The organism is Actinoplanes sp. NPDC051343 (assembly GCF_044455125.1).
In the GTDB taxonomy this organism is placed as follows: domain Bacteria; phylum Actinomycetota; class Actinomycetes; order Mycobacteriales; family Micromonosporaceae; genus Actinoplanes.
Genome location: NZ_JBITEL010000003.1, coordinates 349,743 through 363,636, shown reverse-complemented (window position 1 = coordinate 363,636; position 13,894 = coordinate 349,743). Strand labels below are relative to the sequence as shown.

Below are 13,894 nucleotides of genomic sequence, written 5' to 3'. Positions count from 1 at the left end.
TCTCGGCCTCGGTGGGTCAGAACCGGAACCGGAGGATGCGGCTGGACCGTTTGAAGCCTGGCAACAGGTTCATGAGGCGGAACATGCTGCGGATGGCCGGGGGCGCCTTGGCCATCAGCACCGGCGAGTCGTTCATCGGCGCCTCGTCGACGTATTCGAGCCGCGGGTGCCAATCCGCGAGAGCCGCCGTGTCGTCGAAGCCGGAGTGGAACTGCGCGTTGTATCTGCGCGCGAGCGGATCCCATCTCGAGGTACGCCACGCCGAGACCGAAACCGTGTCGAACAGTATCTGCCCGGCGGGGAAGGTGTCGACGATGCCGGTCAGCAGCCGCCGGGCGTCGACTTCCGTCAGGTAGGGCACCAGTCCCTCGGCGATCACCAGCACCGCCCGGCCACGGGGGATTCGCTCCAGCCAGCTGAGGTCGGTGACGTCGGAGCCGATCAGGGTGGTGTGCTCGCGCGGCGAGGCCCAGCTGGCTGGCGCCGAAGCGGCCCCGGTCGTAGCCGGGGTCGAGGCGGCGCATCGTCTGCTCGGCGTAGGGGTCGCCGAGGATCGGGGCCGGCAGCCGGTTGTCCAGCGCTTTGGCTTTGAGGACGGGGCCGAGAGTCTTCTGAACCCCGACGAGTTCCACGTCCGCAACCGTACGCTCTACTGGCGGTCCCAGGCGATGTACGACCGGTGGCGGCTGGTCTTGGCGTGGTACATCGCCAGGTCGGCGCGGCGGATCAGCTCGGTCATCGTGGCCGGGCCGCAGTGGCCGGTGGTGACGCCGATCGACGCGGTGACGGCGAGCCGGTTGCCGTCGATGGTCATCGGCTCGGCCACCGCGTCCGAGATCGCGCCGACCAGGCGGGTCCAGTCGCGGTGGGCGCCGGCGAGTGACGCCTCGGTGAGGATCGCCGCGAACTCGTCGCCGCTGAGGCGGACCACCAGGCCGTCGACCAGATTGGACAGTCGCCGTCCGATGGTGCACAGCACCGCGTCGCCGACGGCGTGGCCGTACCGGTCGTTGACCGGTTTGAAGCCGTCGAGGTCGAGCACCAGCACGGCGTAGCGCGCGGCCTTGCGGAGCATCTCCGGGCCGACGGTGTTGAGCAGCCGGCGGTTGGCCAGGCCGGTGAGGTCGTCATGGTGGATGGCCCACCACAGCGCGGCACGCTCGGACTCCAGCACGGCGACCTGTGCCCGTAGCCGCTCCAGCTCGGCCCCGGCCGCCTCCTCGCCGTCCGGCGCGTGCGCCGGCAGACGGTCGGCCTGACCGAGGATTTCCATTGACGTCCCCTCTGACCACAGCGGATTGTCACCGTTGACACAGTGGAGCTTGCCGAACGATTCACGCCGCAGCGTGATCGCCATCATCCCCTGTCAAACTTCCACGGTGCAAGATTTCACAGTGCAGAAGTTCAGTCCGGCCCCTCGCAGCGACTTCTGGCCATCGCCTACGCTCGGTACGCGAAATTTCATCACGAAAGAAGAGGCAATCGCTGGCCAAGGCATTTGTACGTATTGGTCCGGTGTTGAAACACGCGTCAGTGCGACTAGATCACGAAGAGTGACGTCGGTTATAAGGAGCAATGCAATGCATGGCGACAGCGACTGGATCATGTCGAGCAGGTCGACCGGCAACGGCGGTAGCTGTGTCGAGGTGCGGCGGCACGCGGGTCTGATCGAGGTACGCAACAGCAAGCGACCCGAGGTGAGCACGGTGCGCTTCACCGTCGAAGAGTGGGACTCGTTCCTCGACGGGGCCAAGAAGGGCGAGTTCGACCAGCTGCTGACCGGGTGACGGTCAGGGCTTGCGGCCGACACCGACCCAGATACCGCCGGCACCCGGGTTGTCGACGCGCTGCGTCACGGCGCCGGGGCGCCACTCCTGAGCCCACACCACTCCGGGATCGAGCAGCTCGAGCCCGGTGAACAGACGCTCGACCTCCGCACGGGTCCGCACGGTGCCGGGGGTCGAGGTGCGGCGCTGGTAGACGTCCTCGGTGGCGGTGAACAGCCGGAAACTCTCGGCGGCACTGTGCGACACGACGAAGTGGCTGCCCGCAGCGACCGACCCGATCAGCTCGGTCACCGCATCGTCGGCGACCCGATGCTCCGGGACGAAATGCAGGACCGCGGCCAGGATCACACCGATCGGCTGGTCGAAGTCGAGCAACCGGCGCACCTCCGTGTGCCCGACGACCGCCCGTGGTTGCTGGACGTCGCCGCGCACCGCTAGCGCGCAATCGTCGCCCTCCAGGATCTCCATGCTCTCGGCCACCGCCACCGGATCGATGTCGACGTAGGCGACCCGCGTCTCCGGATGGATCCGCCGGGCTATCGAGTGCACGTTGTCCACGGTCGGAATTCCGGAGCCGATGTCGAGGAACTGCCGGATGCCGGACTCCGACAGGTGCCGTACCGCGTTGACGACGAAGGCGCGGTTGGCCCGGGCAGCACCGGGAATGAACGGGAACCGCTCGATGACCGCGTCGGCGGCCTCCCGGTCGGCGGGGAAATTGTGCACGCCGCCGAGGTAGTAGTCGTACATGCGGGCGGCGGTCGCCGCCTTGCGGGAGTCACTCATTTAACGATGGCCGCCATTCGATGCGTAGGTCGCGATCGGCACGGAGGCCTCGCAGATCAAGCCGAAGATGCGCCGGTATTCCTGCACTTCGGCCGGTTCCTCCAGATACAACGCGCCGACGTGGGACTCCAGATAGACCACGTCCGGGTCCTCGGGGTCGTCGAAGTCCATGATCCGGAACGCCCCGGCCATCGCGGCGTGCGCACCGGCCGACCAGGGCACCACCAGGATCTCGACGTGCTCCTGTCGCGCGACCCCGCACAGGTGCTCGATCTGCGCGGCCAGCACGCCGGGGCCGCCCACCTGCCGGGTCAGCACCCCCTCACCGAGCACGGTGACCAGTTGCGGCTTCGGGTGCCGGGCCGCCGTCGCGGCCTGGCGTTGCATCCGCAGCTTCACGTGCCGCTCGATCGCGTCGCCCTCCAGTGACCGCTCGGCACCGTAGATCGCGCGGGCGTACTGCTCCGTCTGCAGCTCGCCGGGGACGACCTCGCCCTCGTACGTCCGGATGGCGCTGGCGCTCGCCTCGAGTCCGACGTAGAGCTTGAACCAGTCCGGAATCGCGGGGTTCGCGTCCCACCACTCCTCCTGGGACGTGCCCAGCGCCAGGTCGGACAGGGCGTTGGTCACGCTCTCGTCCACGCCGTACAGCCAGCACAGCGCGCGCACGTTGGCCACCGTCACCGGGACCTTGCCGGTCTCGATGCGATGCAGGGTCGGTTCGGAGATGCCGAGTTTCGCTTCCGCGACCTCGCGTCTGCTCTTCCCGGTCGCCACGCGCAGCCGGGTCAACCGGCGCCCCAGGGTCCGACGCACGACCCGCTGACCGGTGACCGGCACGCTCTCTCCTCCGTACGGCCGTCGCGAGACCGGACGGGCACTGTGGCCCACACCATACCCTCGTGATCCGCACGAACAAACAGTGCTCACACGAATACGTTCAGAGATGCAGCGCTCCGGACTGCTGACGGGCAAGCAGGCGTGAAACGCCGTCGGCGGTCATCGGTTCCGCGAGGTGGAACCCCTGGCCGACGGTGTAGCCGAGATCGCGGAGCACGGCCACCTGTTCGGCGCTCTCGACCCCCTCGGCGACGGTGTCGAGGCCGAGCGCGTGAGCGAGTTGGATCACGGCGCGGGCCACCGCCTTCCGGGCGTCGGCGGCGGCCGGTCGTCCGTCGTCGATCTCGATGCCGTCCACGAACGACTTGTCAAGCTTGATGACCGCGGCCGGGAAGGCCCGCAGCAGGCTCAGCGACGACTCGCCGGTGCCGAAGTCGTCCAGGGCGAGGCGGACGCCCATCCGGTCGAGTTCGTACAGCGCCCGGGAAACCTGCCGGCCGCGGAGCACCGCCGACTCGGTCACCTCGAGCACCAACCGCTCGCAGGGCAGCCCGCAGTCGGCGAGCGCGCTCGCCACCTCGGCCACGAAATCGGGGTCGTGCAGCTGCCGCGCCGACACGTTCAGGCCGGCCTCCTTCAGCGCGTCCGGGCCGAACTCGGCCAGCCACGCCGCCGCCTGGCGGCAGGTCTCGCGCAGCACGAAGCGTCCCACCGGCACGATGAGGCCGGTGCGTTCCGCGGCCGGGATGAACTCGGCCGGTCCGACCACGCCGCGGGCCGGGTGATGCCACCGGATCAGGGCCTCCACGCCGACCAGGCGGTTGTCGCCGAGCCGCATGATCGGCTGGTAGACCACCCGGAACTCATCGTTCTCCAGGGCTCGCCGCAGTTCGCCACCGAGCTGCATGTAAGCGAGGACGGGCTCCCGCATGCCGTCCGCGTAGCGCATGAATCGGGCCTTGCCGCCCTGCTTGGCGGTGTGCATGGCGACGTCGGCGTCCAGCAGCACCGAGTCGACGGTGGCGTCCGGCCCCGCGTCGGCGATCCCGATGCTGGCCTGCACCAGCAGGCGGTGCTCGCTGATCGGACGGCTGAGCGCGGCCAGCAGCCGCCCGGCGAGGTCCTCCGGGCCGGCGCCGTCGCCGGCGAGCAGCACCGCGAACTCGTCACCCCCGACCCGTACCGGCAGGCCGGCGTCCCCGGCCTCGGCCCGCAGCAGCCCGGCGACCGAGACCAGCAGGCGGTCGCCGACCCCGTGGCCGAGCAGGTCGTTGACCGTCTTGAAGTCGTCCAGGTCGACGAGGAGCACCGACACCGGGCCGGCCGTGGCCAGGGCGGCCGCGAGCCGGTCGCGGAACAGCGCCCGGTTGGGCAGCCCGGTCAGGCCGTCGTGGCTGACCTCGTACTGCAGCCGCTCCTCCTGGACCCGGGTGTTCTCCAGCAGCCGCGCGTTCTCCCGGTACGCCAGGTATTGCCGGACCGTGACCAGCGCGGTCACCACGACCGCGGCGATCAGGGCGACGCGGACCGGCCAGCGAAGCGGCGCGCCGAACGCGACCGCGACCAGCGGCACGTCGACCGCCACCATGGCCAGGTATGGCAGGAGCACGCCGGCACCGCCGGTGTCCCGGCGCAGTCCCCGGTCGGCGCGTCCCTGAGCCGCCACGCCGAGCGTGAGCAGCACCGGGGCCAGCGGCATCACGATCGCCTGGGCCGGGACGCTGGCGATATATCCGAACTGGACCGCGAGGACGGCGACCACCCCGGCCGGGACACCGCCGCCCGCCGCGATGAGCCGCATCGCCACCCGGTCGACCGGGCCGCCGGCAATGTAGGACACCTTCGTCGCCGCGCCGACCGCGACCACGAAACCGAGGCCGACCAGCAGGATCGCCTGCCGGCTCCACGGCTCGCGGGCGGACAGCATCGGGGCCGGTCCGACGTACCAGAGGGCGGCCGCGCAGCCGAGGAAGGCGATCGTCCGGTCCAGCACCATGCGCCACCGCTCGACGCCACCGGTCGCGGCGACCGGCACCCGGGCCAGCCCCCAGATGGCGATCAGGAACCCCAGCGCCACGCAGGCCGCGGCGGGCACCGGCGTGCTGCGGGTACGGGCCTCGGCCGCGTGGGTGATCATGTCCACGGCCAGCCAGGCGTATCCGATCGTGATCGCGCCCATGGCGAGCAGGACGGCGCGCCAGAAACGACGGCCGGCCCCGCCCCGGGCGAGCCGGCGGATGGAGGCGGTCGCCAGCGCACCACCGACCGGAACGAAGACATAGGCGATCGCTTCGGACCCGGCGCCGACCGTCAGGTAGGCCACACACCATCCGGTGCCGAGTACGGCAACGGCGACTGTGGCGGCCACGTACCACCGCGCTGCGTCGACCGGGCCCGTCCGCGTCACGGCCCGAGACTATCGGCCGCTCCCGGTAGCTGATCTCCCCCGAACGTTCGACATTCGCCGATGCGCGTGCGGTCCAGGAGTGAGATCAGCCGATCGCGGCGACCGTCAGGCGCGAGCTCTGCAGACACACCAGGTACTTCGCAACATTGCGGCAGCCCACCCAGCCCCCGCCGTCGATCGTGCCCTCGACGTCCTGACCGCCGGTACCCAGGTCGAGGCGGACGATCGTGCCGTCGCCGCGTACCTCGTAGGCCGACGACGGCGCCGCCGGGTCGGACACGACAGTTCGCCCGTCGGGACGCCAGGTGCCGGCGCCGCCGCCGGCGCCGGCCTCGCCGAGCGGCCGCCCGGTCGCCGGGTCGAGCAGCTGGAACTGGCCGCTGAGCTCGGACGACGCGATAATCCGGTCGGTGCGTACCGGCCAGGCGACCGTCATGCCGGGTTGCCGCCAGCGGCGTGCACCGGTGTCCGGGTCGTAGCCGGCCAGGCCGCGCGGCTCGGCGCCGCACACGACGGCGTGGCAGTCGAAGAGTGCGCCGCCGGCCCGCCACATCTCGGTGAGCGTGTCGGGCCGGTACACGGTATTCGTCTGTCCGGTGGGTCCCTGGCCGGTGACGATCAGACGGCCCGCGGCGACGGTCAGCCGGGCGTTGCCCGGCCACGGCACTTTTTCCGTACGCGTAGTGGAACCGTCGGCGTACCTCACGACCGTGAGCCGCCCGCCCGTGTCGGCCGTGACCACCGCATCGCCGGCCACGACCACGCCGGCGAGGCCCGGTGCCGCCCGGCTCCACAGTGTGCGGCCGTCGCGCGGCGCGACCGCGCGCAGCTGAGGAACGTCGCCGGTGTCGTCGAGCAGCAGCACCGACTGCGCGGTCACGTCCTGCGGCGCCCCCTGCGCCATCCACAGCTGCTCGCCCGTCCGCGCGTCCCGGGCGATCGTGAGGGTCGTCCGGGACAGGAGGAGGTCGGGCCGCTCGAAGTATCGTTCGAAGGCCGCCGGTGCCACGACGACCCCGCCGGCTTCCGACGGGGTCGTCGGCACGACCGCGGGTGCCGGGGCCGACCATCGCACCGCACCGCCGGCCAGGTCGTACGCCGTCAGGGTCGCCCGATGGGAAACGAACAGCGTCGTCGGTGTCAGCGTCACGGTGTCGTTGTCCCGGTCGTACGGGCTCACCCACAGCAGGTGAGCGGCGCGGGAAGCCCACCGGACCGACCCGGTGACCACGATCAGCGTGCACAGCCCGATGACGAACAGCGCGACCGACCGGGACGGCGCCATGATCCGGCGCGCCCGGCCGGTCGATGCCGGCTCGACGTCGAGATCGGCGATCGTCACGCCAGAAATCTAGCGCGCGTCCCGCCCGGCCGGCGTCGTACCGGAAGTTTCCCGGCCGGTCGCGGGCGGGCGCGCCCCGATCACTCGTGCGAGTACGTCATGGTGAAGCTGTTGCCGCCGGACAGGGCGCTGGCGTGCGCCTCGTAGACGCCGTTGGCGCTCGGGTCCATCGCGACCGGGCTGTAGTTGCCGATCGGCGAGCCGTTCGCGGTCACCGAGGTGAACTTGAGGGTGCCGAAGTTCGGGTACTTGCCGGGAGGCGACTCGATGATCGCTTCGGCGTTGGCGTTGCGGGCGCCGGAGAGCGACTTGTTGGTCGAGTAGTTCCAGCCGCGGGTGGTGTCGCTGATCGCCAGCGTGTAGGTGCTGCCGCTGGTGTGGGTGACCGAGGCGTGGATGCTGTCACCGGCCCGCACCGGGTAGCTCGACGAGCTCAGGTAGACCGGCGCGGCCGGGTACATCTCGTACCAGGCCTGGTAGACCGGCGAGCCGGAGGAGCAGTCGGTCGCGACGCCGGTCTGCTCGACGGTCGAGGACGAGTAGCCGTCGATGCCGACCCACGGCGCGTACAGGTCGCTGCGGGAGTTGCACTTCACGGTCGGCTCGGACCAGGTCGCGGCGACCGAGCTGAAGGTGCCCGTGGCCGCGTAGCCGCCCCAGTTGTAACCGTTGATGTTGAACGTGCCGCCGACCGTCCGGAGGGCAGCGGCCCCGGCCGGGTGGTGGGCGGGCCCGAACCCGTCGGCGGCGGCGGTTGCCGTGCCGGCGGAAACCGGGCTGAGCAGGGCGGCAGTGGCCAGTACGGTGGCCAGCCGGTGGGCCGAGCGCAGTCGCATGGTGGCTCCTTCGCGAAGTAAGGGGGTTGAGCGTCACCATAGGACAGAAATTGATGCTCGAAAATATTGATTTTTGTAAATTACGTGTGAAGCGGGCTTCGACGTGCCTATCTAGATAAACGTGAATTTCGCCCCGCACCCCTAAAATCGACGGCATGCAGCCGCTGCCGTACGCCGAGGTAACCGACGACGCCTACGCCCAGGAGGCGGCCGCCACCCTGACGGCACGCGAGTTCGGCTCGGCGGTAGTACTCAGCGGCGGCTGCCCCCGCTGCCACGACCCGTTCAGCTTCACGCTGGTCACCGAGGTGTTCCGCGACGACCCGGCGACGCCTGCACCGACCTACCGGACGATCTTCTGCACATGCGTGGCCGACCATCCGCCCCGGGCCGAGGGCCAGGCCGGCTGCGGCGCCTACTGGACCGTCGAGCTGGACACCGAGCCGTGATCCGCCTGCGTCCCGGCCCGACCCCGACCCCGGACGACCTGCGCCGGGCCCGCGAGATCGCCGGCCTCCTCAAGTCGGAACTCGACCGCGTCCGCACCGCGGCCCTGGCCTGGCGCAACGGCCTCGGCGCCCTGCTGGTCGCCCTGCTCGGCTTCGGCCTGATCAAGGGCCGCACCGACGTCACCACGCTGGCGACCGGCTGGGCCGCGCTGGTCGGCGTCCTGCTGCTGGCCGCGCTGATCAGCGGCGCGGCGGGTGCGCTGGCGCTGCTTCGGGCGGCGCACGGCCGCCTCGCGGTCACACCGGTCGCCGACCTGCCACCCCCGCCGGCCGGCGACCATCAAGAGGTGATTGCCGCGGTCCGGGCGCTGCGCCTGGGCGTACGCCTGGTGCTCGTGTGCGCCGCACTCCTGGTCGCCGCCGTGGGCACGACCTGGTACGCCCCGCCGAAATCCGGCCCGTTCCTCCAGGTCGGCACCGCCTGCGGCACCGTAACCTCCACATCGAACGGCGTGACGACGATCCGCACGGCGACCGGCACCGTCCAGGTGCCGCTGACCACCGCCACCATGATCAGGCCGGTCCAGTCCTGCCCGTGAACGCCGGCACCGCACCGGTGTCGCTGTCGACGAAAGGGCGGCACCGGCGAATGGCCGGTGCCGCCCTTTCGATGCCTGAGTTACTTGGTGCTGATCGTGCAGAGGTCGTCGATCTTCTGGCCGTCGGCGGTGACCTTGTCGACGATGCCGGCCGGGACCTTGCCCGACTTGATGCCGTTCAGCAGGCTCGTGTAGTCGTTGGCCAGCGCCTTCATCGCGTCGCGCACGTTGTCGTGCTTGGCCTTGCCGGCCGCCGCGTTGAGGTCGTCGATCATGCTCTGGAGCTGGGCCTGGTCGGGCTGACTCGGGCCCTTGAGGATGGCCTCCTTACCGGCGACGCAGCCGGGGTCGGCCACCGTCGACTTGGAGACGGCGTAGATCAGCGAGCCGACGCCGATCATGACGATCAGCGAGATGATCACGCCGGCGATCGCCAGGCCGCGGCCGCGGGCCTTGGCGGCACCGGTCGTGAAGACCGCGATCAGGCTCAGGATGAAGCCGAGCGGCGCGATCAGGAAGGCCAGGATGAAGCCGGTGATCGCCAGGCCGCTGAAGCCGCGCTGCTGCGGCGGCGCCGGCGGATAACCCGGCTGCCCGGGCGGCGGGGGATACTGCTGGTCGACCGACATTATGGTGGAGTCCAATCCGCGATTCGTTGGTTCAGCCACGCGGACGGTACTGGGTGGGCGACTTTCCCGCCGCCCCGAGATCGGATCGTTATGCGTATGCCCTGGTAGATCACAGGTTGAGGTTGATCAGCCACCGTCGGCGACACCGCCGGTGAGAGATTTCGGCAATCAAATCCGTCCCGGAAACGCTTATCCGACGGTGTGGCAATAGAGCACGCCCCCTCTTTGCAAATCGGCGGGCAATTGTTGCAACGCCGCCGAAGCGCATGGTCCTGAGCGAAATGGCGCCGGCCTTGCGAGGCCGACGCCATTTCCCGTACGCCGGGGGTCAGCGCTTCAAAGCAACGGCACCGAACTCGTCGACCTCGCGCAGATCCTGGCCGGGCTCCGGACGCCAACGGTTACAGGGCACCAGACCCGGCTCGACGATCGCCAACCCTTCGGAGGATCAGCCCGATCGGCCGGGGCAGGTCGAGGGGGTGCGGCCCGCCGCCTCGAGGATCGCAGCCGGGCTTCTCAGGTCGGCGTCGAGGTATTCGGTGGCGCCCTCGGGCGTTCCGGTGAGCAGCGTCCGCGCGTGCGCCAGCACGAGCGGGTCATTGTCGACGTGACGATGCGGGAGTCGGGCGCGATGCGCTGCGCGCCCTCGTGGGTGTTGCCGGCGGTCGGCAAGCCGGTGCCGATGTCGACGAAACTGCCGCAGGCCGGCCTCGCCGGCCAGATAGCCGACCGCTCGGCCGAGGAAGGCCCGGTTGGCCAGGGCAGCGATCCGGGCCGTCGGGTACGACCGGGCGAGCAGGTCACCGGACTCCCGGTCGGCCGCGAAATTGTCCGTGCCGCCGAGCCAATAGTTGTAACGCCGGGCGGGGTGGGGCGTGCCGGCGTCGAACCTTTCAAGCGTCACGCCGCGCATCCTACGGCGTCGACCAACCGAGGAAGCGCTCGTAGAGATCGAATTCCCGATAGGCATCCGCGATCGTCACCGGATCATGGTCTCACCCCACCCCTGCTCCGGGTGGTCCCGACCAAACCACTCCGGTGCGACGGGGCCACCGGTCCCGGTCCGGCTGGCAAGGGCCGTCCTGTTGTCCGTCCGGGCGCGCGCCCTGTGGCGGTGCGGAACGGCGCCTACTTCCGGTTCCCCACACGGACAGAACCGCTCAAGCGCGAACAACATCGGGGCCCGCGGTCACCCGCGCAGCTTGCCCGAGCTGCCCGAGCGCTCCCGAGGGCGGTCCGGTCGGCCGTATGCGTCCAATTAGCACATTGATAGCTTGCCTCCACTCGGTAACTCATATCGATGGAGGCGGCCTCGGTGAGTGATCATTCCGCGGTAGATCTGGTGCGTTTCCGGCTCTCCGGCGGGGAGTCGGTGATCGTCGAGGTCGACGACCGCGACCAAGGCGCGGTCCGCGTGGGCGGCCGGGACCGGATGCGGGAAGCCCAGGAGACGTTCGACGAGAACCTGCTCCGGATCCGGGACGCGACCCGTTCGGTCCTGGCGACCATGCGGACCACGACCGAACCGGACGAGATCAAGCTCGTGTTCGGGATCAAGTTCAACGCCGAGGCGGGGGCGGTCATCGCCCGCACCGGCGTCGAGGCCAACATCGGCATCGAGATGGTCTGGAAACGGACACCTCGATGACTCCGGCGGAAGAGTCCTGGCGGCTGACGATCGTGGGCGCCGGCTCCGGCTTCGCGGTCACCGCCACCCGCGGGCTCACCTGCGCGCACGTGATCGGCGAGAGCCGGACCTGCGAGGTGAGGTCGCTCGGCGAGCGGCCGGTGCGGCCCACGGGCGGCTGGCCCGCCGATGACCGGGCCGACATCGCGGTCGTCGACATCACCGGACACTCCGGCGAACTCGCGCCGATGGCTCCACGTTCCGCTCCCCGGACCGGGAGCACCGTGCGCCTGCTCGGCCTGCCCCGCAACGCCAGGGACGACTTCGGCCGGTGGGCGAAGGCCCGCGTGTCCGGCACGGACCCGTCCGGGCGCTGGCTGCAGATGGACCCGCTCGACGGCTGGACCAGCCAGATCGACAAGGGGTTCAGCGGTGGCGCCGTTGTCGAGGAGGAGACCGGCTGCGTGATCGGCATGGTGGTCGCCTCGGTGCCGGGAACGGCCGCGTGGATGATCCCGCTCGCGACCCTCGTCGACCACGAGCCATGGTTGGCCGGCACGTTCGGCGACCCGCTGCGGACCGATCCCGACTTCGTGCGCTTCCTCGGGCAGCTGGCGCTCGGCCGCTACCCGGAGGCGCTCGACACGCTGCGAGTGGTCGAGGGCCGCCAACGGCAGTCCTCGGACACCTATTACTACTGGGCGCTCACGATGCTGGGCGGTCGCCGTCCGGCGATGCACTCCGCCATGGCCGTCGAAGCGGTTGAACGGGTCCTGAACGCGGCGCTGCGCCGGGCCCCGGGCTCACCGCACGCCGGTGCGCTGCTCGCGCTGGTCTACGAGGACTACTACGTCCGCGGGCACATGCCCGGACCGCGACCCGACCTGTCCGGCATCGGCCAGGTCAGCACCACCCATGCGGAAGAGATCCGACGGCACGTGCCCGCGCGCGAATGCCGGGTCTGGCAACTCCTCAACCGGTACTAGAGAACAAGGACCACCATGTATCCCCAGCAGCTCGAACTCCGCGAAGAGCGGGTCAACAAGTACTTCGTCCCCGTTCCGCAACCGCCCGACTACACCAAGCCCGGGATCCTCGCCGCAGGAGGCGGCTTGCTGGTCCTCATCGGGATCATCACGGCAGCCGCGGGTGACGCCGGCAGCGGCGCCTGCCTCGGCCTGATCATGCTCATCGCTGGGTCGGTGGCCGGGTTCCGCGGCGCCCGCACCCTGATCAGCCGAAGCAACGCCTACAACGGGGCGATGGCTCGCGCGTACCCCCGCGCCACCGACGAGGAGATGGACGGCTACCTGTCCGAGGGCCTGAACCTGGCAGTGGAGAACGCCCATCGACAACTCAAGATCAACATGGGCGGCGAGTTCACGATCCAGAAGGGCGTGAACCTGTTGGTCTTCTCCGGCTTCCCCTCCTCCGCCAACGGGTTCCACCTGCAGTTCGCGATCGGTGACGACAACGCCGTCCGGGCCTCGCACTACAAGGTCCTCGTCGTCTTCGCGACGAATTACCGCTTCTCGACCTACGAGTGCATCTGGGAGATGAGCACGGGGGCGACCATCGCCGATGGCACCAAGGAATACCACTTGCAGGATGTCGGCGGCCTGGAGACGGAGAGCAACCGGGTCAGCTTCCCGCTGCACCGCACCGGCCTGACCGAGGCCGGTTCCGAGGACGACAAGACGGTGGAGGTCACGCAGCGGCAGTTGCTGCGCCTGATGGTCTCCGGTCAGCCGGCCATCGAGATGGTCATGGGCATCTCGGGCAAGGCCCGCTTCCGGATCGCGAACGGGCAGCCGCCGGAGTTCCCCGCGCCCGAGGACATGATCCACCAGCTCCGGCAGTACCTGCGCGAGCACAAGCAGTCGAGCCATGCCCAGCAGCAGTACCTGCCGCCGTCGCTGGGCGGCGACACCAGCCTCGGCAACGTCCCGCCGGAGCCGCTCGGGATGTAACGGCGCGCCGCCGATCGCCGAGGATGTCGTACCGGTGTGGCAGCGTGAGCGGGTGGACTTGGCCGCTGCTGGCCGAGTTTTCCTTTCGGGCGTTTCACGGCATCCGGGAGAGGGCGGCACGAACCGAGGCCGGGGAACTGGTCAAGACGATGCGCGGGTTTATCGCCCAGCTTGGGCCGACCGGGCGGCCCGACCGCCTGGTCGGCGCGCTGGACGCGCACTGGCGACCGGCCTGGCGCGTCGAGATGGCCCCGTCATACAAGGCGCACCGCTTCGCGCACGACGAGGTGGAGAAGGTGCCGGCCTCGCCGGAGCGGCAGGTCTTGGTGCTGCTGAAGGTGCTCGCCGCCACTGAGTCGCTTTCCAGCGTGGGCCGTGCGTACGACCTGTATCCGAACGTGTGCGTACTACCCGGCAAGTATCGGTCGTTGTCGACGTAGACGATACGGGATTCGGGCGCGGCGGCCTGGGCCACCTGGTGGGTGTTCTCCGCGGTCGGCATGCCGGTGCTGACGTCGAGGAACTGCCGGATGCCGGCGTCGCGGACCAGGTGGGGTGACGGCCCGTTTGAGGAACGCACGGCCTCCCGTCAGAGACGTATCCTGATACCGGCGATCATTGC

The 13,894-nt window shown here is 70.0% G+C and carries 15 protein-coding genes and 2 pseudogenes; 7 read left to right on the top strand and 10 right to left on the bottom strand.

Going from position 1 to position 13,894, the window contains the following annotated elements:
• Positions 1–16: 16 nt before the first annotated feature.
• Both ACIA5C_RS12235 and ACIA5C_RS12230 read right to left on the bottom strand, forming a co-directional pair.
• The gene (locus ACIA5C_RS12235) at positions 17–379 is read right to left on the bottom strand and encodes a hypothetical protein (protein WP_396053625.1); all 363 of its coding nucleotides are present in this window, start codon (positions 377–379) and stop codon (positions 17–19) included.
• A gap of 270 nt (positions 380–649) precedes the next feature.
• The gene (locus ACIA5C_RS12230) at positions 650–1,273 is read right to left on the bottom strand and encodes a GGDEF domain-containing protein (RefSeq protein WP_396053623.1); all 624 of its coding nucleotides are present in this window, start codon (positions 1,271–1,273) and stop codon (positions 650–652) included.
• A gap of 307 nt (positions 1,274–1,580) precedes the next feature.
• On the opposite strand from ACIA5C_RS12230, the gene ACIA5C_RS12225 reads away from it, so the two are divergent.
• Positions 1,581–1,787: a DUF397 domain-containing protein gene (locus ACIA5C_RS12225; RefSeq protein ID WP_396053621.1), complete on the top strand. Its 207-nt coding sequence runs from the start codon at positions 1,581–1,583 to the stop codon at positions 1,785–1,787.
• Positions 1,788–1,790: 3 nt separating this feature from the next.
• Here the strand turns inward: ACIA5C_RS12225 and ACIA5C_RS12220 are convergent, their stop codons facing one another.
• The 5 genes from ACIA5C_RS12220 to ACIA5C_RS12200 all read right to left on the bottom strand — a co-directional run bounded on the left by ACIA5C_RS12220 (position 1,791) and on the right by ACIA5C_RS12200 (position 7,998).
• On the bottom strand, positions 1,791–2,573 hold the full coding sequence (locus ACIA5C_RS12220) for an SAM-dependent methyltransferase (protein WP_396053619.1): 783 nt from the start codon (positions 2,571–2,573) through the stop codon (positions 1,791–1,793).
• Positions 2,574–3,413: a helix-turn-helix domain-containing protein gene (locus tag ACIA5C_RS12215; RefSeq protein ID WP_396053617.1), complete on the bottom strand. Its 840-nt coding sequence runs from the start codon at positions 3,411–3,413 to the stop codon at positions 2,574–2,576.
• A gap of 100 nt (positions 3,414–3,513) precedes the next feature.
• Positions 3,514–5,820 (bottom strand): putative bifunctional diguanylate cyclase/phosphodiesterase, encoded by a 2,307-nt coding sequence (locus ACIA5C_RS12210; RefSeq protein ID WP_396053615.1) that lies wholly within the window; start codon positions 5,818–5,820, stop codon positions 3,514–3,516.
• 85 nt (positions 5,821–5,905) lie between these two features.
• Positions 5,906–7,162, bottom strand: coding sequence for a PQQ-binding-like beta-propeller repeat protein (locus ACIA5C_RS12205; RefSeq protein ID WP_396053613.1), 1,257 nt, complete (start codon positions 7,160–7,162; stop codon positions 5,906–5,908).
• A gap of 80 nt (positions 7,163–7,242) precedes the next feature.
• Positions 7,243–7,998, bottom strand: coding sequence for a G1 family glutamic endopeptidase (locus ACIA5C_RS12200; protein ID WP_396053611.1), 756 nt, complete (start codon positions 7,996–7,998; stop codon positions 7,243–7,245).
• Positions 7,999–8,153: 155 nt separating this feature from the next.
• Between ACIA5C_RS12200 and ACIA5C_RS12195 the strand changes: the two genes are divergently transcribed.
• Both ACIA5C_RS12195 and ACIA5C_RS12190 read left to right on the top strand, forming a co-directional pair.
• On the top strand, positions 8,154–8,447 hold the full coding sequence (locus tag ACIA5C_RS12195; RefSeq protein ID WP_396053609.1) for a hypothetical protein: 294 nt from the start codon (positions 8,154–8,156) through the stop codon (positions 8,445–8,447).
• Positions 8,444–9,046 (top strand): hypothetical protein, encoded by a 603-nt coding sequence (locus ACIA5C_RS12190; RefSeq protein WP_396053607.1) that lies wholly within the window; start codon positions 8,444–8,446, stop codon positions 9,044–9,046. The genes ACIA5C_RS12195 and ACIA5C_RS12190 overlap by 4 nt, the downstream gene beginning before the upstream one ends.
• An 80-nt stretch (positions 9,047–9,126) precedes the next feature.
• Here the strand turns inward: ACIA5C_RS12190 and ACIA5C_RS12185 are convergent, their stop codons facing one another.
• Positions 9,127–9,690, bottom strand: a complete 564-nt coding sequence (locus ACIA5C_RS12185; protein WP_396053605.1) for a hypothetical protein — start codon at positions 9,688–9,690, stop codon at positions 9,127–9,129.
• A gap of 428 nt (positions 9,691–10,118) precedes the next feature.
• A pseudogene (locus ACIA5C_RS12180) lies at positions 10,119–10,588 on the bottom strand (SAM-dependent methyltransferase); the annotation flags it as partial.
• Positions 10,589–10,990: 402 nt separating this feature from the next.
• Between ACIA5C_RS12180 and ACIA5C_RS12175 the strand changes: the two are divergent.
• The 4 genes from ACIA5C_RS12175 to ACIA5C_RS12160 are packed head-to-tail and all read left to right on the top strand — an operon-like array spanning position 10,991 to position 13,712.
• Positions 10,991–11,323, top strand: coding sequence for a CU044_2847 family protein (locus ACIA5C_RS12175; RefSeq protein WP_396053603.1), 333 nt, complete (start codon positions 10,991–10,993; stop codon positions 11,321–11,323).
• Positions 11,320–12,288: a trypsin-like peptidase domain-containing protein gene (locus ACIA5C_RS12170; RefSeq protein ID WP_396053601.1), complete on the top strand. Its 969-nt coding sequence runs from the start codon at positions 11,320–11,322 to the stop codon at positions 12,286–12,288. Before ACIA5C_RS12175 ends, ACIA5C_RS12170 begins: the two co-directional genes overlap by 4 nt.
• 15 nt (positions 12,289–12,303) lie before the next feature.
• Positions 12,304–13,272, top strand: a complete 969-nt coding sequence (locus tag ACIA5C_RS12165) for a hypothetical protein (protein ID WP_396053599.1) — start codon at positions 12,304–12,306, stop codon at positions 13,270–13,272.
• A gap of 44 nt (positions 13,273–13,316) precedes the next feature.
• Positions 13,317–13,712 (top strand): hypothetical protein, encoded by a 396-nt coding sequence (locus ACIA5C_RS12160; protein WP_396054365.1) that lies wholly within the window; start codon positions 13,317–13,319, stop codon positions 13,710–13,712.
• Here the strand turns inward: ACIA5C_RS12160 and ACIA5C_RS12155 are convergent.
• Positions 13,697–13,853 (bottom strand): annotated as a pseudogene (locus ACIA5C_RS12155) (SAM-dependent methyltransferase); the annotation flags it as partial. The gene ACIA5C_RS12160 and the pseudogene ACIA5C_RS12155 overlap by 16 nt on opposite strands.
• Between the last annotated feature and the right edge of the window lie 41 nt (positions 13,854–13,894).

Bases quoted from the DNA above. Each gene is read 5' to 3' on its own strand.
- ACIA5C_RS12230 (WP_396053623.1), bottom strand. From the start codon at position 1,273: ATGGAAATCCTCGGTCAGGCCGACCGTCTGCCGGCGCACGCGCCGGAC.
- ACIA5C_RS12225 (WP_396053621.1), top strand. From the start codon at position 1,581: ATGCATGGCGACAGCGACTGGATCATGTCGAGCAGGTCGACCGGCAAC.
- ACIA5C_RS12220 (WP_396053619.1), bottom strand. From the start codon at position 2,573: ATGAGTGACTCCCGCAAGGCGGCGACCGCCGCCCGCATGTACGACTAC.
- ACIA5C_RS12200 (WP_396053611.1), bottom strand. From the start codon at position 7,998: ATGCGACTGCGCTCGGCCCACCGGCTGGCCACCGTACTGGCCACTGCC.
- ACIA5C_RS12195 (WP_396053609.1), top strand. From the start codon at position 8,154: ATGCAGCCGCTGCCGTACGCCGAGGTAACCGACGACGCCTACGCCCAG.
- ACIA5C_RS12170 (WP_396053601.1), top strand. From the start codon at position 11,320: ATGACTCCGGCGGAAGAGTCCTGGCGGCTGACGATCGTGGGCGCCGGC.
- ACIA5C_RS12165 (WP_396053599.1), top strand. From the start codon at position 12,304: ATGTATCCCCAGCAGCTCGAACTCCGCGAAGAGCGGGTCAACAAGTAC.